The sequence below is a fragment of the Silvibacterium sp. genome, from assembly GCF_047605705.1.
In the GTDB taxonomy this organism is placed as follows: Bacteria; Acidobacteriota; Terriglobia; order Terriglobales; family Acidobacteriaceae; genus Silvibacterium.
The window spans coordinates 111249-136339 of record NZ_JASGFD010000002.1; the positions used below are offsets into that span (position 1 = coordinate 111249).

The 25091-nt window shown below is 60.9% G+C and carries 15 protein-coding genes; 2 read left to right on the forward strand and 13 right to left on the reverse strand.

Annotation, left to right across the window (positions count from 1 at the left end; genetic code table 11):
- Positions 1–85: 85 nt before the first annotated feature.
- The 4 genes from QM649_RS01220 to QM649_RS01235 all read right to left on the reverse strand — a co-directional run bounded on the left by QM649_RS01220 (position 86) and on the right by QM649_RS01235 (position 9244).
- On the reverse strand, positions 86–958 hold the full coding sequence (locus QM649_RS01220) for a bifunctional helix-turn-helix transcriptional regulator/GNAT family N-acetyltransferase (RefSeq protein WP_415197171.1): 873 nt from the start codon (positions 956–958) through the stop codon (positions 86–88).
- 530 nt (positions 959–1488) lie between these two features.
- Positions 1489–2175, reverse strand: coding sequence for a response regulator (locus QM649_RS01225; protein WP_415197172.1), 687 nt, complete (start codon positions 2173–2175; stop codon positions 1489–1491).
- Entirely contained in the window at positions 2168–5047 is a 2880-nt protein-coding gene (locus tag QM649_RS01230) for a two-component regulator propeller domain-containing protein (protein WP_415197173.1), read from the reverse strand. The genes QM649_RS01225 and QM649_RS01230 overlap by 8 nt, the downstream gene beginning before the upstream one ends.
- A 459-nt stretch (positions 5048–5506) precedes the next feature.
- Positions 5507–9244, reverse strand: a complete 3738-nt coding sequence (locus QM649_RS01235) for a carboxypeptidase regulatory-like domain-containing protein (RefSeq protein WP_415197174.1) — start codon at positions 9242–9244, stop codon at positions 5507–5509.
- Between the two features lie 561 nt (positions 9245–9805).
- Between QM649_RS01235 and QM649_RS01240 the strand changes: the two genes are divergently transcribed.
- Positions 9806–11311 (forward strand): FAD-dependent oxidoreductase, encoded by a 1506-nt coding sequence (locus QM649_RS01240; protein WP_415197175.1) that lies wholly within the window; start codon positions 9806–9808, stop codon positions 11309–11311.
- The gene (locus tag QM649_RS01245) at positions 11312–12421 is read left to right on the forward strand and encodes a twin-arginine translocation signal domain-containing protein (protein ID WP_415197176.1); all 1110 of its coding nucleotides are present in this window, start codon (positions 11312–11314) and stop codon (positions 12419–12421) included.
- Here QM649_RS01245 and QM649_RS01250 read toward each other — a convergent pair.
- From QM649_RS01250 to QM649_RS01290, 9 genes are all read right to left on the reverse strand, one after another.
- Positions 12418–13062, reverse strand: coding sequence for a bifunctional 4-hydroxy-2-oxoglutarate aldolase/2-dehydro-3-deoxy-phosphogluconate aldolase (locus QM649_RS01250; RefSeq protein ID WP_415197177.1), 645 nt, complete (start codon positions 13060–13062; stop codon positions 12418–12420). The genes QM649_RS01245 and QM649_RS01250 overlap by 4 nt on opposite strands.
- 292 nt (positions 13063–13354) lie before the next feature.
- Complete coding sequence (locus tag QM649_RS01255; protein WP_415197178.1) at positions 13355–14464, reverse strand: PfkB family carbohydrate kinase; 1110 nt, start codon at positions 14462–14464, stop codon at positions 13355–13357.
- Between the two features lie 105 nt (positions 14465–14569).
- Positions 14570–17983, reverse strand: coding sequence for a carboxypeptidase regulatory-like domain-containing protein (locus QM649_RS01260; RefSeq protein WP_415197179.1), 3414 nt, complete (start codon positions 17981–17983; stop codon positions 14570–14572).
- Positions 17984–18281: 298 nt separating this feature from the next.
- Complete coding sequence (locus tag QM649_RS01265) at positions 18282–19790, reverse strand: amidohydrolase/deacetylase family metallohydrolase (RefSeq protein WP_415197180.1); 1509 nt, start codon at positions 19788–19790, stop codon at positions 18282–18284.
- A gap of 87 nt (positions 19791–19877) precedes the next feature.
- Entirely contained in the window at positions 19878–21488 is a 1611-nt protein-coding gene (locus QM649_RS01270) for a twin-arginine translocation signal domain-containing protein (protein ID WP_415197181.1), read from the reverse strand.
- A gap of 87 nt (positions 21489–21575) precedes the next feature.
- A complete protein-coding gene (locus tag QM649_RS01275) occupies positions 21576–22082 on the reverse strand; it encodes a RidA family protein (RefSeq protein ID WP_415197182.1) in 507 nt (168 codons plus the stop codon).
- A gap of 54 nt (positions 22083–22136) precedes the next feature.
- Positions 22137–23423 (reverse strand): selenocysteine synthase, encoded by a 1287-nt coding sequence (locus QM649_RS01280; protein ID WP_415197183.1) that lies wholly within the window; start codon positions 23421–23423, stop codon positions 22137–22139.
- Positions 23424–23592: 169 nt separating this feature from the next.
- The gene (locus tag QM649_RS01285) at positions 23593–24387 is read right to left on the reverse strand and encodes an RraA family protein (protein WP_415197184.1); all 795 of its coding nucleotides are present in this window, start codon (positions 24385–24387) and stop codon (positions 23593–23595) included.
- 59 nt (positions 24388–24446) lie between these two features.
- The gene (locus QM649_RS01290) at positions 24447–25073 is read right to left on the reverse strand and encodes a response regulator (protein ID WP_415197185.1); all 627 of its coding nucleotides are present in this window, start codon (positions 25071–25073) and stop codon (positions 24447–24449) included.
- Between the last annotated feature and the right edge of the window lie 18 nt (positions 25074–25091).

The following is a 25091-nucleotide window of genomic DNA, read 5'->3' on the forward strand; positions in this document are numbered from 1 at the left end:
GAAGAAAATGAGCACTTGATCGATACAACAAAACAGAAACGGCCGGGAGCAATGCTCCCGGCCGTTTACGTTTTCGTGTCGCTCTCTACGAAGCCTGTGCGGTGATCCGCCTGCGCATGAAGATGGTGGCCTGTGGGTTGTCGTTATACCGCTTGCAGCGCTTGTATTCGCGCTTCTCATAGAGCGAGATTGCAGCCTTCAGGCCGTCATGGCTATCGAGATAGATCCAGCGCAGGCCGCAGCCGCTGGCGAATTCCTCCATCGCATCGAGAAGCAGGCTCGCGATGCGATGGCCGCGCGCGGCAGGACGGACGTAGAGGCGCTTGCACTCGCCGGCCTTTGCGATCGACGGCAACTCGCGCAGGACCACGCAGCCGACGACAGCATCATCCAAATAGGCGATCCAGATGCCGGACGCGGGAGCGTCGACCAGCTTCTGCAGGTCGCCGGCCTTATCCCGCACCACGACTTCGATCGCTTCGTAATACTCGTGAAGGATGGCGACCGCTTCCGGGGTGATCTTCATCAAGCGCTCGATGCGGATCACCGGCTCCTGCGGCGGACCCAGCAAGCTTCTTACTTTGAGGAGCGATGCGACGACCGCTTCGCGATCTTTGACACTTAACTTCGCAAGCAGCGTCTCGATCTGAGCGTTCGAGCTGGCGTTGAGGCGCGCCACTGCCTTTTCTCCGGAAGCCGTAAGCGCGAGCAGCTTCTCTCTTCGATCCCGCGCGGAGGATTGCTGGCGCACGAGCCTGCGCTTTGTGAGCGATGCGAGCAGACGGCTCACATAGCCAGCGTCGAGCTCCAGCGCACTGCACAGGTCGGAGGCCCGCATGCCCGGCTGCGCCCCGATCTCGAAGAGAATACGCGCTTCCGTGAGCGCAAATTCGCCTTCAAGGTAACGCCTGCGCAAGAGCCCAAGCCTTGCCGTGTAGAAGCGATTGAATTCACGCACTGCAAAAATCTGATCCGCAAAACCGGAACTGCCCTGGCCCATAGGATCAAATTATCCGAATATAGTTGCTAAAAGCAACTATATTCCATTCATGATTCCCATCCGCAGAAACGCTCCTGGAGGATTACGTCCAGAACTGCGTCCAGCGGCGCAGGTATGGATCTGCGCCGCCGCTCGGGCTGATTACCGGGATTCGAGCGAAGAAAGACACGAGAGAACGGATGCTTGCGAGCAGTGAGTCAGGCATGAAACCTCCGGCTACGGCGAGCAGCACGCGGCTCTTGAGAACCGGAGGTTCCACGAAGAGCCACGAGGCAGAAATCACAACAAAGAAAAGCAGTGCGGGCAGGCGCGAAAAGCTACGCCGGCCAACCACTGAGGCACGTACTCTGCTGGAGTCTACCGATTTCACACCATGAAAAAAGATTGATATCTACACGAAATATGCGTGCGGTTCCGCACTTACCTTCGCGCAGGTATCTAGTGCCGTGGTCGGCTCATGTGCCAGGGACGGTCTCAACGATTTTGTCTCAGTGCTTTCTTATCCTGAGATGCGCCTCGGACGGTATTTCAGGGAGCTGCGCCTGCTGCATCGCAAAACGCAGAAGCGCGTGCGGACCGGCCAGATCCAGCTTCCTGCATATCTGCGTCCGGTTGTTCTCGATGGTGCGATAGTGCAGCGAAAGTTCCGCGCCGATCTCCTTGCTTGTTTTTCCCATTCCGATGAGGCGCAGGATGCGCTTCTCGGTAGGAGTAAGCGCGTCAAACCTCTCTTCGATACCAACCTGGTTGACGGGGGCCATGGCCGCAAGCATGAGCGTGAGGGCGGGACTGAAGTATCTGCGGCCCGATGCGACGGCATGGATCGCGTCGAGCACGGTCTCCGGCGGATCCTCTTTGAGCAAATAGCCGTTGGCTCCCACCTCGAGGGCCGCCTCAAAGAAATCGCGATCTTTGTAGAGCGTAAGAAAGATCACGCGGGTTGACTGGCCCGTCTGCCGGATGGCCCTGGCCACCTCGAAGCCGCTATGGCCGGGCATTTCCATGTCGAGCAGTGCGATGTCGGGGGCGTGTTCGATCGCGAGCGCCAGGGCCTGTTGTCCGTCCGACGCCTCTCCGACAATATGAATTCCCCTGCTCCGCTCGAGCACGGTGCGCAGGCCATCACGAACGATGGGATGGTCATCGGCGATGAGAATGCGGATCGGATCAGCCATGCTTCTCCATGTGCCGGGGTAAAACCGGAAAGGTTGCGGTAATGGTGGTTCCGGAGGGGCCCGAATCGTATGACAGCTCGCCGCCGAGCAGCTGCGCCCGCTCCGACATGCCGGTGAAACCGAAGCCCGTGCGCGGCGGCGAGCTGCTGAAGCCATGCCCGTTGTCCCGAATCATAAGGTAGACCGAGGCCGCCTCGCGCAGAATATTCACCTCGACCTCGGATGCGCCGGAGTGCTTCAACACGTTGTTAAACGACTCCTGCACGATGCGATAGAAGTTGATGCGCAGGTCCTCGACAAAGGCGTCGTCAATGTTGTCGATTTTCGTATGGACAAGCAGCACCGTGCCCTCGGCGGCATTCCGAATTGCGGCGGTAACGGCGCGCGTGAGGCCCAGGCGGTCGAGCTGAATCGGGCGAAGGTTATAGGAGATCGCACGGGTCTCCTCGATTCCAATCGCAGCCTCCTCTGTAATTCTCTCCACGAGATTCGAATGGCTCTCCAGTCCCTGAAGATGGCGGAAACCGAGGTTGCGAATGACCACGAGCCGTTGCACGATGGCATCGTGCAGCTCCGAGGCGATGCGCTTGCGTTCGTATTCCTGCGACGCGATGAGCTGCCCGGCGAAGAGCCGCTGGGCGCGCTCGCGCTCCCGGGCGCGTTTGGCGCGGCGCAGCCAAAGGCTTGCCGGTATTGCAGCGATGCACAGAACAACGAGGCCACGAAACCATAACGTCTGGAAATAGCGTGCGCGCACGACAACGTCCACGCTTGTGCCTCTCCTATTCCACACGCCGTCGCTGTTCGCTGCGATGACCTGAAACCGATACCGGCCCGGCGGCAGGTGCGAGTAGTAAGCACTGCGGCGTGTACCCGCGTCGACCCAGTCGGAGTCGAGGCCCTGGAGGCGATAACGGAAATGAATCTGCGCGGAATCGATGAGGCTCAGCGCGGTGTAGTCGATCGTAAGATTTTCCGCTCCGGGCCGTAGAAGGATAGGACCGGAGCCCGCGACATCGAGATGATCGATCGCATAGGACTCAATTGCCACGCCGGGAGGACGCGGGTTCTGATGCATCGCAGCCGGATCCATCACGGCCACACCTTCCTGCGTGGGAAACCAGAGGCGGCCATCTGTCGTGCGTACACCTGCCGGCGAGACGCCGCCATTGCACTCGACATTCAGCAGGCCATCGGCGCGGCCATAGGCAATGGAAGTGACACTGCTTCGCTTCCCCTCCGCAAAGTCACTCAGGTCGCGACGCGCCACACGGTAGATGCCGCGATTGCAGCTGAACCAGAGATTGTGCTCACCGTCTTCGAGGATCGCGAAGGCGCCATTGTCGAAGAGCCCATCCTTGCGGGTGATGCTGCGGATATGGCCGTCGGCCATCCTGCCGATCCCGCCGTCATATGTGCCGATCCACAGAACGTTTTCACCGTCGAGATAGAGGCTACGGATGTTGTTACTGGGCAGACCGTCGCGCTCAGTCCATCGCGTGAAATGGCCGTTGCGCATGCGCGTCAGGCCGCCGTAGCCTGCAATCCAGAGATCACCGTCCGGCGCTTCGACGATTGCACGCACATCGTCGGATGCCAGGCCATCGTGAGCGGTATACACAGCCTGCTTCCCGCCGGCGATAGCGACCAGGCCCGCGGTCGTACCCACCCAGAGCGTGCCGCGGCTGTCTTCACGAATCACCTGCACGGTGTAGTCGTGTTGCAGAGGGAGTGGATACCGGACGAAGCGATCTCCCTGCAGCTGCGAGAGCGCGCCCTGGGAGCCGGCCCAGATGTGCTGAGCGCGATCCTCGTAGAGAGAGGTTACGAGGAGATCGTGCAGGCCATCTGCAAAGGTGTAAGTGCGCACCCCTTTCCCATTCATGCGGCTGATGCCGAGCTCCCAGACGCCAAACCACATCTGCCCGGTGTGATCCTGCAGGAGCGGATAGATGTTATCCCCGGGCAGGCCCTGCGCAGTGGAGAGCACGCGGATGGATTGCGGATGCAGTTCGAAGAGGCCCTGGCCTTCTGTCCCGATCCATAGATTCTGCTCGCGATCTTCGAACCAGACGAGAAGCGGCATCTCCTCGGTGTGACCGGAGGCGGAGTAGATGAGCGTGCGGCTCAGCCGTTTTCCGACTTTGTAGGTCCAGAGGCGCCTCTGGCGATCATGAAATCCGCCTGCCTGTTCCTCCTGGGCAGACACCTCCCGGCCGCCGCCAGAAGTGAGCCTGAAACGCCTGCCAGTTACGAGCTCGACCCACACCACGCCATCCTCATCGATAGCCGCGCTCCATATGCTCGATAGATCGCTCTTCCCGAGTTCGCGCGGCAGAGGATAGGTGGCGAACTTTCCGCGCACAAAGCAGACCAGGCTTCTGCCCTTCACGGCCCAGAAGCCCGCCGTATCCCAGCGCAGACCATGATAGGCAGGATGCCCAAATGGATCGTGTATCGGCACAAACCTGTTCAGCGCGGGAGACCATTTCTCGATACCGTGCGAGGTCAGATCCCAGAGGTTTCCCTGCTCGTCCGTAGTGATCGAGAGAACATCCTTCTGATACGTCACGAATTTGCCGTCGTGATACCTCGTCAGCGCGTGCGCTTCCGACGCATTCAGCCAGAGGTCGCCGTTCGCGGACGTCCGCATGGAGCCAAAGCGATTGCTGGTCATGCCGGAAGTACTACTCTTATCAAATATGGTGAAGCGCACACCGTCGAAGCGCGCGAGGCCGTTCAGCGTGGCGATCCATAGATAGCCATCGGCCGTTTGTGCAATGCCACGCACAATGTTCTGCGGGAGGCCGCTCTCCGCTGTCCAGTTTGTAGACCGGTACTGCGCAGCAGCGGGAAGCGCTACCGCCAACATGCAGACATACAGAAGCAGCCGGAAGAAACGTCGAATCCGGCCCAAGCAACCGAATGCCCGCACCCTAGAAACAGCTTTGCCCATCATCGTGAAACCTGCAAAAGGACTTAGCCCGGCGATAACACGCCGATTACCCTATCGTTCCCTGAAAGCTTAACAGTTTGGCCGCAGCCGCCTTATTGCCGTGCCCATGGCTGAGAGCGGCGTCCTCACCCGCTTTGCCGGTGAAGTCTTCGGATCGGCAGCGGCCGTTGACATGCCGGACGACGTGTCCAGGCCGAGGCTGGCGCTACTCAACGAGGCCACAACCACGAGGCTACTCAGCGAGCCGCCGAGCATGTTAAACATCCTGCGCCCATCGCAAAGCCCGGAAACGGAAGACTCCGATTCCGGGCAAAAAGAAAGCCGCGAGGCGTGTAGGCCTCGCGGTCGGGAAAGTTCCCCGCTCAGATGAATGGGTTAGAAGTTGTACTTGAGTGAGAGCTCGAAGATACGCGCATAGGCCGCGCCGGAGTAGGGCGACTTCTGGTTCTCGGTGCCCCAGGTATTTTCCGCGATGCCGAGCAGCGAGCTGTTGGTGTAGAAGCTCTTTGCGCCATCCTGCGTGCCGTACTTCAGCGTGACGAGGTTGGTGCCGCTCAGCCCCCATAGCGAGTGGTTCATGAAGTCGAAGGCCGAGGCCCGAAACTCCACGTTCTGGCTTTCCGTGACCTTGAAGGTCTTGTAGGCCGTCAGATCCGAATCCGTGTAGTACGGACCGCTGAGGTACGGATGCAGCTGACGCTCGCCCAGCTGTCCCACCGCCGGAGCGCTGAAGCAGGAGAGGTTGATCAGCTGGTGCGAAGCCAGGTTGCTCTTCGGGTTGCAGGTGGTGATCGGCATGATCAGGTTGGCGTCCGTGCCGTAGTAGGTACGCGAGGTGATGGCCTCGACGTTGTTCCCCGAGGCATCCTGCGACTCGATGCTCAGGCCCAGGTTCTGCGACGAGTTCGACTGCAGGTTGCCGCCGCCCTGGATGGTCGTGATGCCGGAGAGCGTCCAGCCATTCACCACTTCTCCGACCACCTTATTGCCGTGGAACACATCACCAAAGCTATAGGCGTAGGACGAGTTGAAGACCTGCGGACGATCGATGGCGAGGATGCCATAGTTGCCGTGCACATTGAAGGCGTCGAGCGTGCTGCCGATGATGCCCAGCGACTTCGACCAGGTGTAGTTGAAGTTGTAGGAGAAGTGGCCAGCCTGCTTCATCCACGAAACCTGCAGACCGTGATAGTTCGAGTAGCCGGTGTGCTCGCGCACGGTGACGGCGTTGGTGCCGTAACCGTAGCAGCTGCCGCCGGTGGTGCAGCCCGAGTACGGATAGTAATCGGCCAGCGAGTAGGTCGAGGTGTTATCCGGATCGGACGGAGCCGCGGCGCCGGTCACCGGATCGGTCTTGTAGAGGCCGCCCACAGAGATCTTGTTCTGGTTGGAGAACTCGGTGCCGCCGATGCCCGAGCCATCGCTCTCACCGCTCATCAGCAGGTGATGCGTGCTGTTGCCGACGTAGGCCACTTCGAGCAGCGAGCGGAAGGGCAGCTTCCGGTCGATCGTGAGGTTCCAGGCATAGGTTGTCGGAATCTGGTAGTCGTTGTAATCGGCCGCGCTGATGGTGCCGGCGGGGCTCGGATAGCCGGTTGAGGACTGTTCGCCGATCTGCGAGAGCGTGATGTTCTGACCGCTCGGCGAGGTATAGGTCTGTACGTTCTGCGAGGTGGTCAGGTCGCCCGAGTAATCGTTGAACTGGTCGTTCCAGGCGAACTCGCCCCAGCCGCCACGAATGATCGTGTCGCCGTTGCCCTGCGCGTCATAGGAGAAGCCGACACGCGGCGAGGTGTAGGCAATCCGCGTCGGCGAGCCGCCGTTCGGAATGCCGGGGTCGATACCGCGCCAGCGAACGCCAGGGTACTCGTTCACCATTGCGCCAGCAGCCTTGTTCGCGGCCACGTCGGCGGCATACTGCTGCGGCAGCCACACGGCGAGTCCGAGTCCCTGACGGTCATACCAGCGGCCGATGTGATCGAAGCGCAGACCGACGTTGACCGTGAGGCGGGGGCTGGCCTGCCAGTTGTCGAGCGCATAGGCCGAGGTGGTGCGATAGGCCATATCCTGCACGGGCAGAGCGCTGGCCTGCGAGAAGTAGTCCGCGATACCCATGACCAGGTTCGCCGTGGGGTTGTAGGAGCCGATCTCCGTGCCGGATGCGACCTTGGTGCCGGTCACCTCGTTCGGCAGCGGCTGCGCGGCAAAGCCCAGCTCGCCGTTGGAGAAGGCGTAAGTTCCCTGCTGATTGCCGGCCAGCGCGGTAAAGGCGCCGAACTTGAAGGTATGCGAGCGCCAAACCTTCGTGATGTTATCCGCGAACGAGGGGATCTGCTTCTTCGAAGCGTAGTTGTTGCTGGCGCCGAAGATATCCGCCTGGGTGATGTTGGGGAAGGTCTGCGCGCCGGCCGCTTCCACCGAGGGCACGGTCAGCGAAGCCGAACCATAGACCGTCGCATAGGGGTAGCCGAGCGCCGACTTGTAGATGGCGGGCAGATCGGAAGCGCTGGTGCCACCGTTGAAGTAACCCCAGCCGAAGACGAATTCGTTGGTCAGCGTGGGCGAGAGGATGTTCACCATGTTCGCGGTGAAAACGCGGGAGATCGAGGGCTGGTCCATCTCGCCGCCGGGATAGGCCACGGTGTAGGACGGGTTGTAGTAGAGCTGACCCAGGGTTACGTACGTCGTCTTACCGGTCTGGTAGGTGAAGTAGACCTTGTTGTTCTGGTTCAGGTTGTAGTCGACGCGTGCGCGCCACACATAGCCGTTCTGGTTGGTGGAGATGTCCTTGACGTAGTTGTAGCCGCCGGGCGTGGAGCTGGGGTTCGCATTCGCCGCCGGAAACTCCTTCATCAGGGCCGCAGCACCGGCATCGAGGTACTGCGAAGGAATCACGCCGCCGGTGATGGCCGTGCCGTCCGGAGCCACGGCGCCGGTCAGGTTGTTGCACCAGTTGGTGGCGTTCGAGGTAAAGCCGGTGGGGCAGAGCGCGCTGTTGCCTTCGCCGCTCGAAGTGAAGTTACCGGCTTCCATGCCGGCGCTGGGGACATACGATTCCAGGGGCGTTGCCGCGGGAAGCGTCTGCTTGTAGTACTCGTAACCGAACCAGAAGAGCAGCTTGTTGTTCTTGTTGAAGTCGGTGCCCGGAATCTTCACCGGTCCGCCGATATTGCCGCCCGGATAGTAGTACTGGCCGTCTTCCTTCGGAGTGCCCTGGTAGTTATTGAGCCAGGTGTTCGAGTTCAGCGCCTGGTTGCGGGCGTAGAAGTAGCCTTCGCCGTGGAATTTGTCGCCGCCGGCCTTGCTGGTGGAGTTGATCACGACCGGGCCATTCGGCACGTCGGCCGCGAAGGAGCTCTGCACCTTCACTTCGGCCGTCATGTCCGGGTTCGGCACCGCGATCGAGTAGCAGGCGCAGCCCGGATCGATGATGTTCGCGCCGTCCAGGAAGAAGGAGGTGCCGCCGCGATACGGCGCGCCGCTCGGCGAGTAACCCACACCCACGGTGCTGCCCGTCGGAGCTTCGGCCGAGAAGTCGACCGAGCTGCCGCCGGAGACGCCGTTCGGCACTGCCGTGACACCGGGCAGAACCTTCAGCAACTCCGAGATGTTGCGGCCTTCGAGCGAAAGCTTCTCGAGATCCTTGCTGCTCAGCACCGCCGAGCGCTCGCCCGAGTCGGTAGGCACGATCTGCGCCGCGTCGGCCGAGACCGTCACCGTGCTGCTTTGCGTGCCGATCGCCAGTGCAATGCCGGCAACCTCGCGCGTATCGCCCGAGTTCATCGTGATGCCGGTCTGCTTATAAGGTGCGAAGCCCTTGGCGTTGATGATGACGTTGTAGCTGCCGGACGGCACAGCGGCAAAGCCGAAGTAGCCGGTGCTGTTGCTCACAGTGCTGCGCACGTCACCGGTGGTGTCGTTCTGCAGCGAGACCTGCGCGTCGGGCACGACTGCTCCCGAGGTATCGCGCACGGTGCCGGAGAGGCTGCCTGCTGTGATCTGTGCAAAGCCGCTTACCGAGCCTACACAGGCAAAAAGTACGAGAAAAATTCCGGCGAGCCAGCTCGGCCGGAATGATTGCGTTGCTGACCATCGGGATTGAGATGGCGTCATCTGACTGTCCTCCAGAAATCGATTACTGCGCTTGCTCCTACTGCGTTGGTAGTTGCAATCCGTTTGCGGGCTGATCCGCAGGCGAAACGGCGTGTCCGTCGCTAAAACGCTTTATTCATGAAACGAAATCCATCCTCATCCGGCCTTCTTTTCTGCGTATCTCTGAAACGCTGGTTGGGTTCCCGGTGGGTGGGCGTCAGGCTGCCGACGAAGCGCCATGGGCTGCTGAAGACATGGGGCCGCGGAGCTTCCAGACCGGGGTCAAGGCGAGTGTTTTGTTGCCGTTGCGATGGAGCATCCTGCCACTTCGGGTAAAACGTTTTAGCTAACGGGATACCAAGCTAGCGAAAGGGGGATTCGGTTGTCAACTGCGCATTTTTCGGCATTTTTCGCCCGGCCCGCGCAGCCGGTTTTCCACGTGAGGGAACGAGGCTTTTCGCAGACCTCGCGGGCTTTGCCCTGCACGCGGACCGGAGCCGGGAAAGACCGCACGGGGCGATGGAAGAATCGGTTATTCTGGCTCAGCTGCAGTACTCACTCCACGCTGGTTCGGGAACGCTGATGGATGCTGTGGTAGACCAGAAGGACCGTCGTTACGCGGCGCTGCTTCATGGACGCAACCTGCGGTTTCCCGAAAGCCCGGAGGTCGCGCCCGGCAGCATCGTGCTCTGCAGCTCGGCGACTGATGTCCGGCACGCGCTGCAGGAGGCCGTCTCGCGCGGCCTGCGCCCGACGGTGCGCTCCGGCGGCCACTGCTACGAAAACTTCTCGGCTACCAATCCCGGCGGCGTGCTGCTCGATATCTCCCTACTGAACCGCGTGAGCGTGGATGCCGCCAGCAAGCACTGCCGCGTGGAACCCGGCGCCGTGCTCGGCGATGTTTACCAGGCCCTTTATAAGCGTGCCGGCGTGACCCTGCCCGCCGGCAGCTGTTACACCGTGGGCGCGGGCGGCCATATCTCCGGCGGAGGCTACGGGCTGCTCTCGCGCCTGCACGGACTCAGCTCCGACTGGCTCACTGCCGTCGATATCCTCACCGTCGACAACTCCGGCACGGTGAAGGAGCGGCACGTCAACCAAAAGTCCGATCCCGATCTCTTTCGCGCCTGTCGCGGCGCAGGCTCGGCGGGATTTGGCATCATTACTTCCTACTATTTCGAACAGCTCCCCACTGCACCGCGCGAGGTCATCGAGTTCGGCGTCGGCTTTCCCTGGGAGACGATGAGCGAGGAGCAGTTCACCGACCTGTTGACCACCTTCGGCGATTACTGGGCCACGCGGGGCCGCGATCCCGACACCTGGGGCCTCTTCGCCATCCTCACCGTGGGCGCGCGCAAACCGCGCGGACGGCTGGGCATGTACATCCAGTTCTGCCAGCCCAACGGCTCGGCGCAGGATCTTTACGTGCTCCATGAGTTCCTGGACCGCTTCGACAAGTTCGGGCCATCCTACGGCGGACGTGGAGGAGCTCCTGCGAAACCTCACAGCGATCCGCTGATCCATGCACGCAAGCCCTGGCTGGTTGCGGCCACGAGCGACCACAGCGGCGGCGGACAGATTCGCGGCAAGTTCAAATCCGCCTATATGAAGCGCAGCGTCACGCCGCAGGAGGCGCAGACCATCTACCGCTTCTATTCAGGAGACAGTGTTACCGCGCAAGCATCGGTCGTCGCATTCGACTCCTATGGAGGAGCCGTTAACCGCCCTGAGCTTCTCGGTGAAACGGCCATTGCGCAGCGCAGCTCGATCATGAAGCTGCAATGGCAGTGTTACTGGCAGGATGCGAGCGATGATCCGCAATATCTGCGCGAGCTGGATGCCTTTTACACCGCGCTCTACAGCGGCAGCCACGTGGATGCCGACCACCAGGGCACTCCCTGGGGCGATGGCTACGAAGGCTGTTACATGAACTATCCCGACGCCGACATGCTGCGCTATGCCTACTGGCCCAGCCTCTATTACGGACGCGGCGACCTCTACGCCTTCCTCCAGCAGGTCAAGCACAGCTACGATCCGAACAACATCTTCCACCACGCCATGAGCGTGCGTCCGCTGCAGGGGACATAGATGAAGCGCCGGGAGACATCGCCGCAGCTCAGCCGCCGGGACTTCCTCGGCGGCGCGCTGCTGGCAGGCGCCGCGGCGACGATGCCGGATCTCCCGGCTTTTACGCGCGCGGTGAAGAGCCAGCCGGCATGGCTTCACCTGGCGCACGGCGGGAGCATCCATACCTTCACTGCGGACGCAGGCAGCCTGCGATTCCTGGGCGCAACGCCGATCGAGGACTTCGCCGCGTTTGCGACGCATCCGAAGCTGCCAATTCTCTACGTAGCCCGCGACTGCGCGCAGTGGGAGCACCTGCCGCGTGGCGTTGTTTCGACTTACGCGGTCGACAGCGGCACGCAGCCCTTGCGCCTCATCGCGCAGACACCGATGGCGCTCTCGTCCACCGGACCGCGCTCGCTTGCAGTCTCCGCATGCGGAGGCTCGCTGCTCGTCGCCTCGTCTACCGGCCGTGCATGGAATGCGCTGGCGCTGGACGCGAGCGGAGTGCCTGGGCCTGTCGCCGTCACGCGCAAGGACGCGGGCGCAGCTCCGCATGGCGTTCTCTTCTCTCCTCGAGAGGCGCTCGCAGCAGGCGTCGATCCTGAGCGTGAACGACTTACTCTTTTGCAACCCGCATCCGGCGGATTGAACATTCTCGCGCGCATCGATGCGCCGCATGGACTGGCAGCAATGACACCCGCGTGGACACGCGATGGAAGATATCTGATTGCAGCGGACAGGAACGGCGCTTCCCTCTCGACCTATGCCGTCGACGCATCCTCGCAGTGCATCGAACACCTGCACAGCATCGCGATGGAGACACCGGTGCAATCGGTGCTCATGCACACTGCAGATGGAGTGCTTACCCTGCGCACGGAAGAGCGCGGCAGTGTGCTTGAGTTGTGGCGGGTAACAGCCGGAGGTCTTCAGCGCGAGAGCAGCCGCGCCATCCCTGAGCGCGCTCTCTCCATGGCAGCCTCATCGCAGGAAGATGGAATGCTCTGGCTTGCAACCGAAGACCGGCTCCTCTGCCTGCCTTCTCTGCATGACGCAGAGATCCACTCTGCGCGCGTATCTCTGAAAAGCCGCACTGCGCGAGTGAGCCTCGCGCACCAGCCGATGCTGTCTTAGGTCTGCGTCTCCACTACAATCTGGCGGTAGGCGCGGGCAATCTCCGTAATCCGATCAGGCCTGCCCTGCGCGAGCGCGTTCGGATCGCACAGGTCCGCTCCCACGCCGAGCGCGATCGCACCGGCTGCAAGGAAATCCTTCGCCGTGGTCAACGACACGCCGCCTGTCGGAATCAGCTGGATCTGCGGAAAGGGCGCCTTGATGCTCTTCAGATACGACGCGCCGCCCATGGCCGAGGCGGGGAAGACCTTGATCACATCGCCGCCAGCCTGCCACGCCGTCAGAATCTCGGTCGGCGTCAACGCACCGGGGAAGATCAGCACATTCGCTTTGAGGCAGGTCTCAATCGTTGCGATGTTCAGCGCCGGGCTCACGATGAACTGCGCGCCCTCATCGATGCAGGCCTGCGCTGTCTCCGGGTTGAGTACGGTGCCCGCGCCCACCAGCAGCTCCGGCCGCTCTTTTCTGAGCTGCGCAATGATTTCGATCGCACCCGGCACCGTCATCGTGACTTCGAGAATGTCGATACCGCCCGCGACGATGGCCTCGGCCAGCTGCATCCCCAGCGACTGCGACGGCGCCCGCAGCACGGGCACAATGCCTGTCTGCCGGATGCGCGTGAGTAGTTCTTCCTTGTGCATCTGAACCTCGTCTTCCTAGAGCCTGTTATGCCTTTTGGCGCGGTCGTCGCTGGGAGCCAATTTTTCTGAGATCGAGGAGCGCGTCGAGACGGATATTGAACCTATCCGAGCGGCGCGCGACGAAGAGATCGGAGAAATTGGCCCCAGCCCTCCGGGTTGCGGGGCAAATCGGGCCATACTTCGTTGTCGTCCTCGCCTTGGAATCGCCAAAGCCTTCGTCCTCCGCCTCGTCTGGCCCGATTTGCCCACGCAACGACAGCCACGCGAAAAGGCATAACAGGCTCTAGTCTCTTTATCGCTGGACGTGCGCGCCTGCACCCGCCATCAGGTTCATCACTTCCTTCAGCGTTGCGAACGAGTTGTCTCCGGGAGTCGTCATCACCAACGCGCCGTGCGCCAGCCCGCACTCGAGCGACCACTCCAGATCGCGCCCCTCCAGCAACCCATACACAAAACCGGATGCGAAGGCATCCCCACTGCCCACACGATCCAGCACCTCGAGGTCGGGGATCGCCGTCGCGCTGTAGAGCTGCCCCTCCGCGCCGGCAAAGGCCTTCCAGTCGTTGCGATTCGCACTCGGCGTGCTGCGCACCGCCATGGTGATGACCTGCAGGTTCGGCGCATCCTGCTTCAGGCGCTCGGCCATTGCAGCGAAGCTCGCCTCGTCATAATGCGGCGGCTTCGTCGCGCCACTCGCTGCATCGACAAGGAAGTCTTCCTCATGCCCGAAGAGCACATCGATATACGGCAGCAGCTCACGATTGGCAGCCGCAGCTGCGCCGCGTCCACCGCGTGACTTCCACAGCGAAGGCCGGTAGTTGCAGTCGTAAGAAATGATCGTGCCATGCCTGCGTGCCGCTTCCATCGCCGCGCGCGCCACGTGAGGCAGCTGCTCGGCAAGCGCGCAAAAGATGCCGCCGGTATGAAACCAGCGCACTCCTTCCACGCCGAAGATACTTTCCCAGTCGATCTCTTCCAGCTGCAGCTGCGAGATCGCCGTGTGTCCGCGGTCCATCATGCCCAGCGCATTGCGGATGCCGAAGCCACGCTCGAGAAAGTAAATGCCGTTGCGCGAGGTCTTGCCGACGCCGTCGTCCTCGCGCCACAACACATGTGAAACATCCACGCCACCGGAGAGGATGAGGTTTTCGGCCAGACGACCCAAAGGATTATCGACAAGCGCCGTCACGATCGAAGCGCGCTGCCGGAAGCAGCGGCTCAAGCCGCGCGCAACGTTGTATTCGCCGCCGCCCTCCCATACCTGGAAGCTGCGGGCCTGCGTGATCCGCTGCTCGCCGGGATCGAAGCGCAGCATCACTTCACCGAGCGAGAGAACATCCCAGCGGCATGCAGCCGCGTCCTTGATGCGAAGAGAAAACGAGGGAGAAGAGGCACTCATCATGAAGGATCGTTGTCACGCGCCAAAGAAGGTGCTGTGGCATTTCCCACAGCACCTTCTCTTTATGACCTTGCCTGAAACGCTAACACAGACACATGACGTCAGGCTTTAGAAGAACAGCTTGCCCGATAGCTCCAGCACGCGCGCGCCGCTGAAGCTGCCCGGCACACTCTGCACGCTCGTGATCTGACCGAAGCCCGAAGGTACGGTGAGGCACGAATTGGTCGCGCAGGCCCCGCTGGTGCTGATACCGAGACCGCTCGAAGTGGGGTTCGCGCCGCTCGGGTGGTTGAAGAGGTTGAAGGCTTCCGCGCGGAACTGGAAGGACGCATCCCGCCACGTGGGGAAATCCTTGAAGACCGCCAGGTTCTCATACTGAAAGCCGGGCCCGATGAGGCTGTTGCGATGAATATTGCCATAGCCCACGAGCTTGTCAGAGTAATTGACGGCGGGGATATAGGCCGACGTATCGATACACGAGTTCGTATTGCCGGAGAGTCCGGAGTACGCGCTCTTCAGGCTGCAGCCTGCCTTCTCCCTGTGTGACCACGAGGGACGCTCGGTGCCCTGATCGACGCCAGCAGCGGTAAGGCTGCTCGACATGGAAACGGTGTACGGCGTGCCCGACTGTACATTGATGAGCGTGCTGAGATGCCAGCCTCCTGCCGTTTCACGCACCAGAAGGTTCGAAGTTACGAAGGTAGGCAGGCTGTATTCGGCCACCGCGACAAAGCGGTTGCGAATATCCCAGTTGGCGTTGCCGTAGTCCGCGCCGATGTTGTACTGCTGCGAGGTGGTGCCACCATTGTTGGAATCAGCCGAGAGATCGAGATCGTGCGACCACGTGTAGCTGACCTGCCCGGAAAGATGATGGAAGGGCCGCTGCCGCAGGACGGCGGTCATCGCGTTGTAGTGCGAGTACTCGTCTTCCTGGAAAGTACGGATGGAGCCAAAGAGCTGGTTAGGGCGCTGCGCGTTGAGCGATTCGATTGCCGTGCTTACCGGGTGCAGAGGCTCGTTGTTGTAGAAGCTGCGATCGAGATGCAGCGAGTGCGAGCCGAGATACTGAATCTCAAACGCAGCGCCATTCCACAGGTTCTGGCCCACCGTCGCATTCCACTGGTAGGAGCGCTGCGTCTTAAGGTCCGGCTGCGGCGTGTACGCGGCCACATAGGTACCAGCCACGCCTGCAACCGGCGAAGCTGTGCCCGAGGCTGAGGTGGGATTGTCGAGCGTAAGCGCATCGGCAGCGCTGGTGGTATAGCTGACCGCCGCCGCAAACGGATAGTTTGAGGTCAGCAACGTATAGGTATTCAGCTGGTTCGGGTTATAGAACATGCCGAATCCGCCGCGAAATACAGTTCTATCTGTAATGCGATAGTTCAATCCGAAGCGCGGGCCGAAGTTATCGAGCTGCGCCGAGGAAAACTTAAATCCCGGCGTCGGAGTGTAATTTGCGCCCAGCGTCGCGCCGGATGTGGGGATAAGTGCGGTCTGCGCATCGTTCAGCTCACGGCCGTAACCATTAAGACTGTACGGTGCGGTCGGCAGATCGTAGCGGAAGCCCAAGTTAAGCGTGAGGCGCTGCGATGCCTGCCAGTTGTCGAGAAGGAAGAAACCGTCGCGCCATTCGCCTACCGATCCCTTGATCGTATCGATGGGCGTAGTGTCATTGTTGATGTAACCGAGCACGAAGTCCGCAGCCGAATAACCCGAACTGGTCAGCGGCCCGGCGCAATCGCCCGTCGTCGCATTCGGCGTGCAGCTGGTGGCGCTGAAGGTGATCGCGCCCAGCGGGTTATTGGTTGCCTCGCGACCCAGCGTCAGGCGGCGAAGCTCCGCACCGGCCATGATGTTGTGACGGCCGTGCGTCCAGCTCAGCTGCTCGTAGAGATCGTAGGTGCGATCGTCCTGAAACCAGTTACTGCCCGCATTGCCGACGCCCTGAAAGTTATCGATGCTAACTACCGGCACACCCGGGTTATTATAAAGCGTGTCGGCATCGAAGCCGGGAATTCCGAGGCTGGTGCCTGCATTCGTCTGGCCGGTTTCGTACCAGTAATTCAGGTTGTCGGCGAGGACCTTATTCACACCGAGATAGATATCGTTCACCAGATTCGGCGTGATGATATGCGTATAGCCGATGGCAAAGTTACGGATATGCGATGGCACGAATGAGGCATTGGCAGGATAGGGTGTGCCCGCGGTTGCGTTCAGGTTCTCCCAGTAATAGCGGAAGAAGAGTTTCACCTTCTCGCCGATGTTCTCATCAATGCGATCGATGGACTGCTTGATGATGAGATCGCTGGGATAAGAGGTGTTCAGGTTATTCGCATAGCCGGAGAGGTTCGGCGCGACCATGTACTTCTCGTAGTTCCTGGCGATTTGCGCGGCCGAGGTATTCAGTTCGCTCGACGGAATCTGGTTATTCGCATAGGGTGCGCCGGTGGAGGGATCGTAGATCTGCGTGCCACTGGTACAGGCGCCAGCCGCGTTGAAGCTGCTGCAGATGGCAGAGAAGTCTCCGCCCTCCATCGCAGGTGTAATCGACGAGACGGTGCTGTTCGACTGGCCGATCTGGCGCATCTCCTCATACGAGCCGAAGAAGAAGGTCTTATTGCGGCCGTCATACAACTTGGGCAGAAATACCGGCCCACCGAGATTGATACCGAACTGATTGAAGTGCAACACGGGTTTTGATGAAGTGGAGCTCGGCTTATAGGTAAAAGGCAGCGCATTCAGCGCCGTGTTCTCTACGTAGTCATACGCTGCGCCGTGCAGTTGATTGGTGCCGTTCTTGGTCGTCATGTTCACGTGGACACCAAGATACGAACCATATTGCGCCGAGTAATTGCCGGTGAGCACCTGCACTGCCGAGATGGTATCCGCGGGCGGATGCGCCGGCGTGGTCGTGATGAGGTTGTTCATGATGGAGACGCCATCGAGCGTGAGGCTGTTCTGGATTTCGCGCTGACCGCCGCCTTCGATGTCTTCCCCCGGAGGGTTGCCGCTGTACGAGGTCTTCGAGCCGATGAAAACATTCGACGAGGCCGAGGCGACATCGAGCGCATTGTGCGAACTGAGCGGAATCTCTTCGATCGTCTTCTGGCTGAAGGTCTCGGCGAGTGTAGCATCGTCGGTGATCAGCGGCGGCGTCGAGGCGCTTACCTCGACCGTCGTCTGCTCCGAGCCCACAGTGAGCGCAACATCGGCACGCGACGCGAGATCGATCGTGACAATGACGCCTTTCTTCACGTAGCTCGAGAAGCCTTTCTGCTGCACGCTGATGTCATATGTACCGGGCTGGATGAAGGTGATGGCGTAATAGCCCTGCCCGTTTGTCGTCGCCTGCGCGTGTACTCTGGTCTGCTCTTCGGTGGCAACCACGGTTGCGCCCGCAATGACGTTGCCGGACGGATCGGAGACGGTGCCAACAATGGAGGTATTGTTGGCGATCTGGGCATTCGTCCTCAACAGCCCGGATAACAGGAACACGCAACACAACAGAAATGCCTTTTTCAAGCTGGTCTCCTCATCAACACGCAAAGATGTGCCACTGGCCCTGCTAGGAAAGCTCCAGGTGCTTTGCCGACGAATCTGGCCGGAGAGAAGGCGGGGACGAACTTGGCCGCCGGCCGGACAAATGCAAACTGGGGAACTGAATTGTTCCGATTGGATTACAGAGCCGGTGTCTTGTCATGAGGCTGTTGCCATGGCCCCGCGTAGGCCAAAAGGCCTAGCAGAGCGCGCATAAAAAAGAAACGGGGTGCAGCACACGGCTGCACCCCCGCCTGGAAAGCGCTCACAAACGATGAACGTGTTACGGATTTTTCGGATCTACTGCCGGGAAGCTCCCCGCCGGCGTCGACGGCGGATACTTTTGTCCCGTCTGCGCGGGATAGAGGCGCTCACCAAAGGTCGTCCAGTGAGAGGCCAAACGCGGATCGGAAGTATGCTTCGATGCGTTCCACGGATCGGCAGTGATGCCCTCGTAGTCGTAGACCACTTTGCCGTCCTTGATCGTCAACTCGCATTGCAGCCGCTTTGTACCGATCATCTTCGTGTTGTACATATCCTCGAAGCCGAACTGCCCCTCGTGCAGTGAGAGCACGGCCACATCTGCGATGGAGCCGGCAGTGAGATTGCCGAGTTCGTCATGATGGATCTCGTGCGCGGGGTTCACGGTCATCTGCACGATCACATCGTGCACTGACTCCCCGATCGCCATCATCTTACCTGCGACATTCAGCATGTCCTTCATCGCAGCGTTCATCGAGTCGATGTGCAGGTCGGTCGAAATCGAGTCGGGCTTATAACCGGATCGCACGATCGGCGTCGCAACACTCCAGGCGAAGCTGCCGCCGCCATGGCCGACATCGCAGTAGATGCCGCGCTTACGCATCAGCAGCAGCGCATCGCTGGGGCCGCCGGTCTCGGGATTCTGTTCTCCGCGCAGGCCAGAGTAGCAGTGGGTGTAGATATCGCCCGGCTTGAGGTGTTCGGCCACGAGGTTATACAGCGGCCGCTCCGGGCGGTTCGTGCCGTAGTCGATCATCACCGGGATACCGCCCGCAATCTTCGATGCAATCTCGGCCTGGTCATACGGCTTCCACTCAGGTCCGGCAAAGTGCGCACTCTTGATGCCGACAACCAGGCCGGGATACTCCTTGGCCTTCGCACCAGTCAGCTCGCCATTCATATCGTCGAGATTGTTTTCGACCAGCGTGCCTCGCATGCCTGAGCCAACAATGTTTAACTCCGCAAGCACCCGCGTCTTCGAGCGGTCGATGACACGCGCCTTGAAGTCGTCGAAGTCACGCCATCCGCTGCTGCCTGCATCGACCACGGTGGTCACGCCGGTACGGAAGGTGAAACCGTCGGGATAGACCGAGTTATCCCCGGCATAGGAACCTTTTTCGCCAGTGCCTGCGTAGACATGGACGTGGATATCGATGAGACCCGGCGTGACGTAGAGCCCCTTCACATCGACCACCTTCAGTGCTTTCTTCGGATCGAGATGCACGCCGACGTCGGCGATCTTCCCGTCTTTAATGGCGACATCGCGCAGTCCGTCGATGTGATTTTTTCCATCGATTACGTGACCGCCCACCAGCAGCAGGTCATACGGCAGCGGGTTCGACGGCACAGGCGCATGCGGCTTCGCAGGCGGCTCCGCGGCCACCGACGGCGGCGCGAGCACGGGAGGATGCTCCGAACCCTCCCAGGGATTTTGTGGCAGCGTCTGCTGTGCAAACGACGAGGCAGCTGCGAGCAGAATGCCGCAGCTGGTTAGACATAGGAGCGAAGAGCGCGACAGAAGACGCATCATAAGAGAAATCCTTCCTGGTGAAGACCAGTAAAAACGCGGGCCGAGCGGCCTTCTAGCCACTCTGCGCAGGAATGACGCGACGCAGGCTCAGGCCCGGGTCGCAGTGAAGGTCGCAGGGCCATACTCGCCCATGTCCACATCTCCGGAGAAGGTGCCGCCACGCACCACGCCAGTGAAGATCCATGGAAATTCCTGGCCGCTGGTCGTCATGGTGCTGTGCAGCGTGGCGTGCGCACCCTCCACACTGCCTTTCAATGAAGTGGAGTAGAGCTCGCCTTTCTGATCGCCGCTGACCGTTGTACCCTGCTGCGAGAGCGTCCACATCTGGTGGCCTTCACCCACGCCATACTGAATCACTACATGCCAGGAGCCAGCGAGGCTCGCCGTCTCGCTATGATCCACCGGCGGATTCTCATAATGCCCGGGGTTCTTCAGATACTTCACCAGGACCTCGGCGATGATGGCGTGATCCTCGGGGTGCATCATGTAGGGCATGATGCCGATCGACGACTCCATCTTGTCCGGCCGTTGACCGCTGCCGCCGATGACAAGGATGCGCGGCGTGCCTTCATCGAGCTTCTTCACCAGTTCCTCACCGGTGATACCCACCTGCGCCGCGTCCCAGTGGATGCTGAGCGTGGGCGCGCGGTTCGAGAGATCGTCGGTCGGCATGTTGATCTTCGTTGTCAACGAGGGAATGCCCTTGAGCGCATCGGCAATCGAGTTATCCCACGCGAGCCACTGCTTCTGCTCTGCCTCGTGGTCGCGCTTGTACCACTGGCGCACCGCGGCCAGCATGCCCATCGCTTCTTCCTTGCCCACTTTCAGCGCGCGGCCCCAGTTGTGGTGCGGAGCGGCATTCCAGAAGGCCGCGTGCGTGAGATCCTTCGGACCCAGCAGCACGCCTGCAGTCTGGGGTCCGCGCATACACTTGCCGCCGGAGTAGCCAACGAAGGTCGCACCGGCTGCGATATGGATGTTCGGCACGATGGGCTCTTCCGCAGCCGCATCCACGAAGACCGGCACGCCAAACTCCTTTGCGATGCTACAAATCGTCTTGATCGAGAGCGGCTCTTCGAAGGCGCGCGGCCCGGACATCACGTAGATCATCGCCGTCTGCGCGGTGATACTCCGCCGCAGATCTTCCTCCGTCTCAACTTCCACAATCTTCGGACCGGACATGCGCACACCGAAGTCATATGGATTGCGCGCGTACTTCGGAATGATGACTTCACTCTTCGCCTTGTAATAGGGGAAGGCCTGCGATTTCTCAGGATCGGTGCCGCACATGCAGGCCACGGTCGCCAGTGCGATCGCAGCCTCGCAACCACAGGTCACGATCGCACCGGGCGCGCCCATGAGCTTCGCGATCTCGCCACCCACCGCGGGCATCAGCTCATCGAGATGCACATAGTATTGCGAGGCTTCGAACATTGCCTGCTTTACCTCGGGCAGAGAGGTCGAGCCGGTGATGATGGTGTAGGTGCCGCGCGCGTTGATGAGCGGCCGCACGCCGATCTGCGTGTAGAGGTTATCGGCCTGCGTGCCACGGCTCACCAGCGTCATCTTTCCGCCTTCACCGTGAGCCGTTTCCGATTGCGCGGATGCAGCCAGCGGCAACGCAGCGGCAGCGGCCACCATGCCGGAACTCTTGAGTATGTCTCGCCGCGAGAAGCGCGCCTTGCCGGAAAGATCCATCGTCCTCTTCACCCTTTGCCTTGTTTTGGTCTTTGTCTGCGAGAAAGAGGAGCGCAGGAAAAGCCGCGCTCCTCTCGCGTGAGGCATTTACTTGTAGGCGATCAGGTCAATCTCGACCAGCGAGCCACCCGGGATGCCGCCCGACGGTGCAACCGTGGTGCGCACCGGCGGCACGTTGCCCCAGCGGCCCTGGTAGACGGTGTTCATGCGCGGCCAGTCTTTGATGTCGTTGAGATAGACATTTACCTTGAGTACCTTTTCCATTGAAGAGCCTGCGAGCTTGAGATTCTCTTCTAGCTCATCGAGTACGTGCTTGGTGTGCTCTTCGATGGTGCCGTCGAAGTGCGCGCCGACGCCTGCGAGAAATACCAGGTTGCCGAAGGTGACGATCGAGTTGAAGAGCGGTGGCTTGTCTCCGGGAGGCGGCACCTTGCCATCGGGACCGGGCTTCTGCACGGCCTGCTTCTCCCACACAATGTGATCCTTGTCCTTAGCCTCGGCTACAGGCGGTGTGGCCACAGCCATCATCCCTGCGGCGCCGACGGCGACTCCGGCCGCATCCTTCAGCAATCCACGGCGTGTTTGCGTCTTCATTCTGACCTCGCTTCGTTGGTGGGTTCTGATTCGGTTGTGATTCAGGCCTTCGCGTTATGCCTTTCCAGTCAAGGCCGCGCGCAGCCTTCGGCCTACGATTTCATCCTCTCCCGGCTGCATCATCCATACTCCCACGACAATCGTGTTTACATCGGGCGCGATGCCCTTGCGTTCGGGATGGCCGGAGCCGGGATTGAGTTCGATAGATGGCTTGCCCGCGCGCAGCTCATCGACGATCTGCTGCGTCGACTTACCCACACGCGCCGGGTCGAAATGAATGAGCAGATGCGGCACATGGTTCGAGATGCCGGGCACCTTCACGCTCGTCGCCACCGAGGGGATATCGCGCACCTGTGCAACAATCCGCGCGACGCGTTCGTTGTAGTCCTCCTGCATGTTGTCGTCTGAGTGCGAAAGCACCCAGTCCACCGCAGCGACCATACCGACAATCTGTTCCTTCGCCACCTTCATGCCGCGGCCGATACCGTCATCGGGATTGTTGCTCTGCTGCGCAAGGGTGAGGAACTCTTTCTTCCCAAGCAGCAAGCCTGCATTTTGTGGACCACGCATGCCCTTGCCTCCGGAGAAGGAGACAAGATCGTAGCCCATGCCGGTGTACTTCCACAGGTTCGAGATCGGAGGCATATCCGCCGCCGCATCCATATGGCAGGGGACATTATGATCGTGCGCCACGCGCAGCCATTCTTCGCGGCCAATCTGCGCATCGGCATCGCCATCCTCGGCTGCGTTGAAGAAGTTGGTCATCACCGCATTGCCTTCGCCCAGTGCCCGCTTGTAGTCCTCCATCGTGACCACTTCCGTCACACGCGCGCCGGAGAGATACATGGCATGGTCATAGCCATAGCGATGCGCCTTCTGCACCACCACCTGATTGCGCGCGCCCGCGATATTCTGCGGCATATCGAGCGGGCCGATGTTGTTGGCGTGCTGCATGCACGCTGCCGTTGCGAGCGAGATCGCTCCGGAAGCTCCCGAAGTCACCATCGCCGCTTCGCAATGCAGCCTCTGCGCGATATACGCTCCCGCCTTTTCCTGCAACTCACGCAGCCTAACGGGATGGTGCGCGGCACGCTCGACCGCGGCGATCACCGAAGGCGGCATGCAAGCCGCGGTGAGATAGGTATACGTACCGGCGGCATTGATGATCCGCTCGACGCCGAGCTTCTCGTAGTAGTCTTCCCCCGCAGGCGCGGAAGCTGCAACAGTTTTTTCCGCAAGTGCAGGGATGGCCGCGCCGGGATAGACCAGTGCAGCGGCGGCGGTGAGTCCCTTCAGCACTCGCCGGCGAGACGGAGAGGGGGTACAGGCGTCTTCGAGCATGCAGCCTTCCGGCAGATGCGATGAAATTCACTTCCACGCCTCTGCCTGTCGTCAGGATTGTTGCAGCTATTTCAATGGATCGAGGACGGTTTGTCATCGGGCATGCGCCAGTTACCGCGCTAGGGCAAATGACCTATCTCAACCTATCCTGCCTTTGATTACAAAATCGCTAGATGCGGTGGAACTGCTGCACAGCTTCGACGATGGAGTGGAACTTCTCGATGAAGGGATACATGCTGTGCTCGCTGTTGTCCAGCTGCTGGGCGCGGATGAGCACGGCAGCCGCGTGGCTGCGCGGCACGACGACGACACCATCCTGATCGGCGACGATGATGTCGTCCGCGTTGACGGCCGTGCCTCCGACGGTCACCGGCACATTCATTCCACCGAAGCGATAGTGCCCGACAGATGTGGACGGTACGGCGCCGGTGGCATACACCGGGAAGCCGATGCGCTTCAGCTGCGGCAGGTCGCGCACGCCGCCGTCAACAACCGCGCCCACGAAGCCGCGCGAGAACATGGCCGTGCCCATCAGGCCGCCCATGCCTGCGATATCCGCACCATCTTCGACCTTCATCACGTAGACCGAGCCTTCTTCACCCTTGTCGATCGCATTCAACATGCCATCGAGCGCGTGCGGATCGCTGTTTTCTTCCTTCTTCAGCAGCACGGTGAGCGCGACGCCCGCGAACTTGGTCGGGAAGATGGGCTGCATCTGGTGTGACATGTAGTGCTTCTCGTGCAGCAACTGTTCTTCCGCATCGGAAACGCTTGCCGCCTCAACATGGCGATAGGCCTCGATCATCTTCTGCGGATCGTGTTCGTAGTCGGCCTCAGTGAGCGGCGTATCCGCGCGCAGGACGAACAAGGCTCCGGCGCCCAATACGGCAGCGATGAATGCAGCCGCTCTCCAGCGGAGGAGGGTGCGTGAAGTGCGAGCGGAAGACGGCAAGGGCGTGGGCATGACGAACTCCTTCTTCAATGCGGTGAAATCGGAACCGTGATTGTGGCGAATTGCGTTGTTCAGTCGAGATGCACAAGGCCGCGCTGCAGCGCGTAGATCGTAGCCTGCGTGCGGTCGCGCGCGCCCATCTTATCGAGCAAGGACGAGACATGGATACGCACCGTCTTCTCGGCAATCTGCAACCGCTCGGCGATCTCGCGGTTGGAGCAGCCCTGCGTGATGCAGACCAGCACCTCGTTCTCGCGCGGCGTCAGCGCCACGGCGGGCATGCGCTCGGCCAGGCGATTCATCGCGACCTGCGGCAGGTAGCGTAGCCCGCGATGCACGGTGAGGATGGCGTGCAGCACCTCTTCGCCGCTTGCGTCCTTGGTGAGATAGGCCATGGCGCCCGCATGCACGGCGCGATACACATCCTCCGAACCCTGGTAGTTCGAGAGCACCACGATGCGTGCCTGCTGGCGGATGCCGCGCAGCCGCGCGATGACGTCGAAGCCACTCATCTGCGGGAGACGCAGATCGAGCACCGTGACGTCGGGCATCAGCGTGCGAAAGAGCTCGATGCCGCGTTCGCCGTCGGGCGCTTCACCGATGATGCGAATCTGCGGATGGCCCTCGAGCACCGTGTGCAGGGCCATCCGGGCCAGGAAGTGGTCTTCGATGAGAAGAACCCTGATTTGCGTGAGCATAGGTGTCGCCTCGACGGC

What these genes read in the sequence shown, in the direction of transcription:
- QM649_RS01225 (WP_415197172.1), bottom strand. Translation starts at nt 2,175, where the DNA reads ATGGCTGATCCGATCCGCATTCTCATCGCCGATGACCATCCCATCGTT.
- QM649_RS01235 (WP_415197174.1), bottom strand. Translation starts at nt 9,244, where the DNA reads ATGACGCCATCTCAATCCCGATGGTCAGCAACGCAATCATTCCGGCCG.
- QM649_RS01285 (WP_415197184.1), bottom strand. Translation starts at nt 24,387, where the DNA reads ATGCCCACGCCCTTGCCGTCTTCCGCTCGCACTTCACGCACCCTCCTC.
- QM649_RS01230 (WP_415197173.1), bottom strand. Translation starts at nt 5,047, where the DNA reads ATGTTGGCGGTAGCGCTTCCCGCTGCTGCGCAGTACCGGTCTACAAAC.
- QM649_RS01270 (WP_415197181.1), bottom strand. Translation starts at nt 21,488, where the DNA reads ATGGATCTTTCCGGCAAGGCGCGCTTCTCGCGGCGAGACATACTCAAG.
- QM649_RS01265 (WP_415197180.1), bottom strand. Translation starts at nt 19,790, where the DNA reads ATGATGCGTCTTCTGTCGCGCTCTTCGCTCCTATGTCTAACCAGCTGC.
- QM649_RS01250 (WP_415197177.1), bottom strand. Translation starts at nt 13,062, where the DNA reads ATGCACAAGGAAGAACTACTCACGCGCATCCGGCAGACAGGCATTGTG.
- QM649_RS01240 (WP_415197175.1), top strand. Translation starts at nt 9,806, where the DNA reads ATGGATGCTGTGGTAGACCAGAAGGACCGTCGTTACGCGGCGCTGCTT.
- QM649_RS01290 (WP_415197185.1), bottom strand. Translation starts at nt 25,073, where the DNA reads ATGCTCACGCAAATCAGGGTTCTTCTCATCGAAGACCACTTCCTGGCC.
- QM649_RS01280 (WP_415197183.1), bottom strand. Translation starts at nt 23,423, where the DNA reads ATGCTCGAAGACGCCTGTACCCCCTCTCCGTCTCGCCGGCGAGTGCTG.
- QM649_RS01275 (WP_415197182.1), bottom strand. Translation starts at nt 22,082, where the DNA reads ATGAAGACGCAAACACGCCGTGGATTGCTGAAGGATGCGGCCGGAGTC.
- QM649_RS01255 (WP_415197178.1), bottom strand. Translation starts at nt 14,464, where the DNA reads ATGATGAGTGCCTCTTCTCCCTCGTTTTCTCTTCGCATCAAGGACGCG.
- QM649_RS01245 (WP_415197176.1), top strand. Translation starts at nt 11,312, where the DNA reads ATGAAGCGCCGGGAGACATCGCCGCAGCTCAGCCGCCGGGACTTCCTC.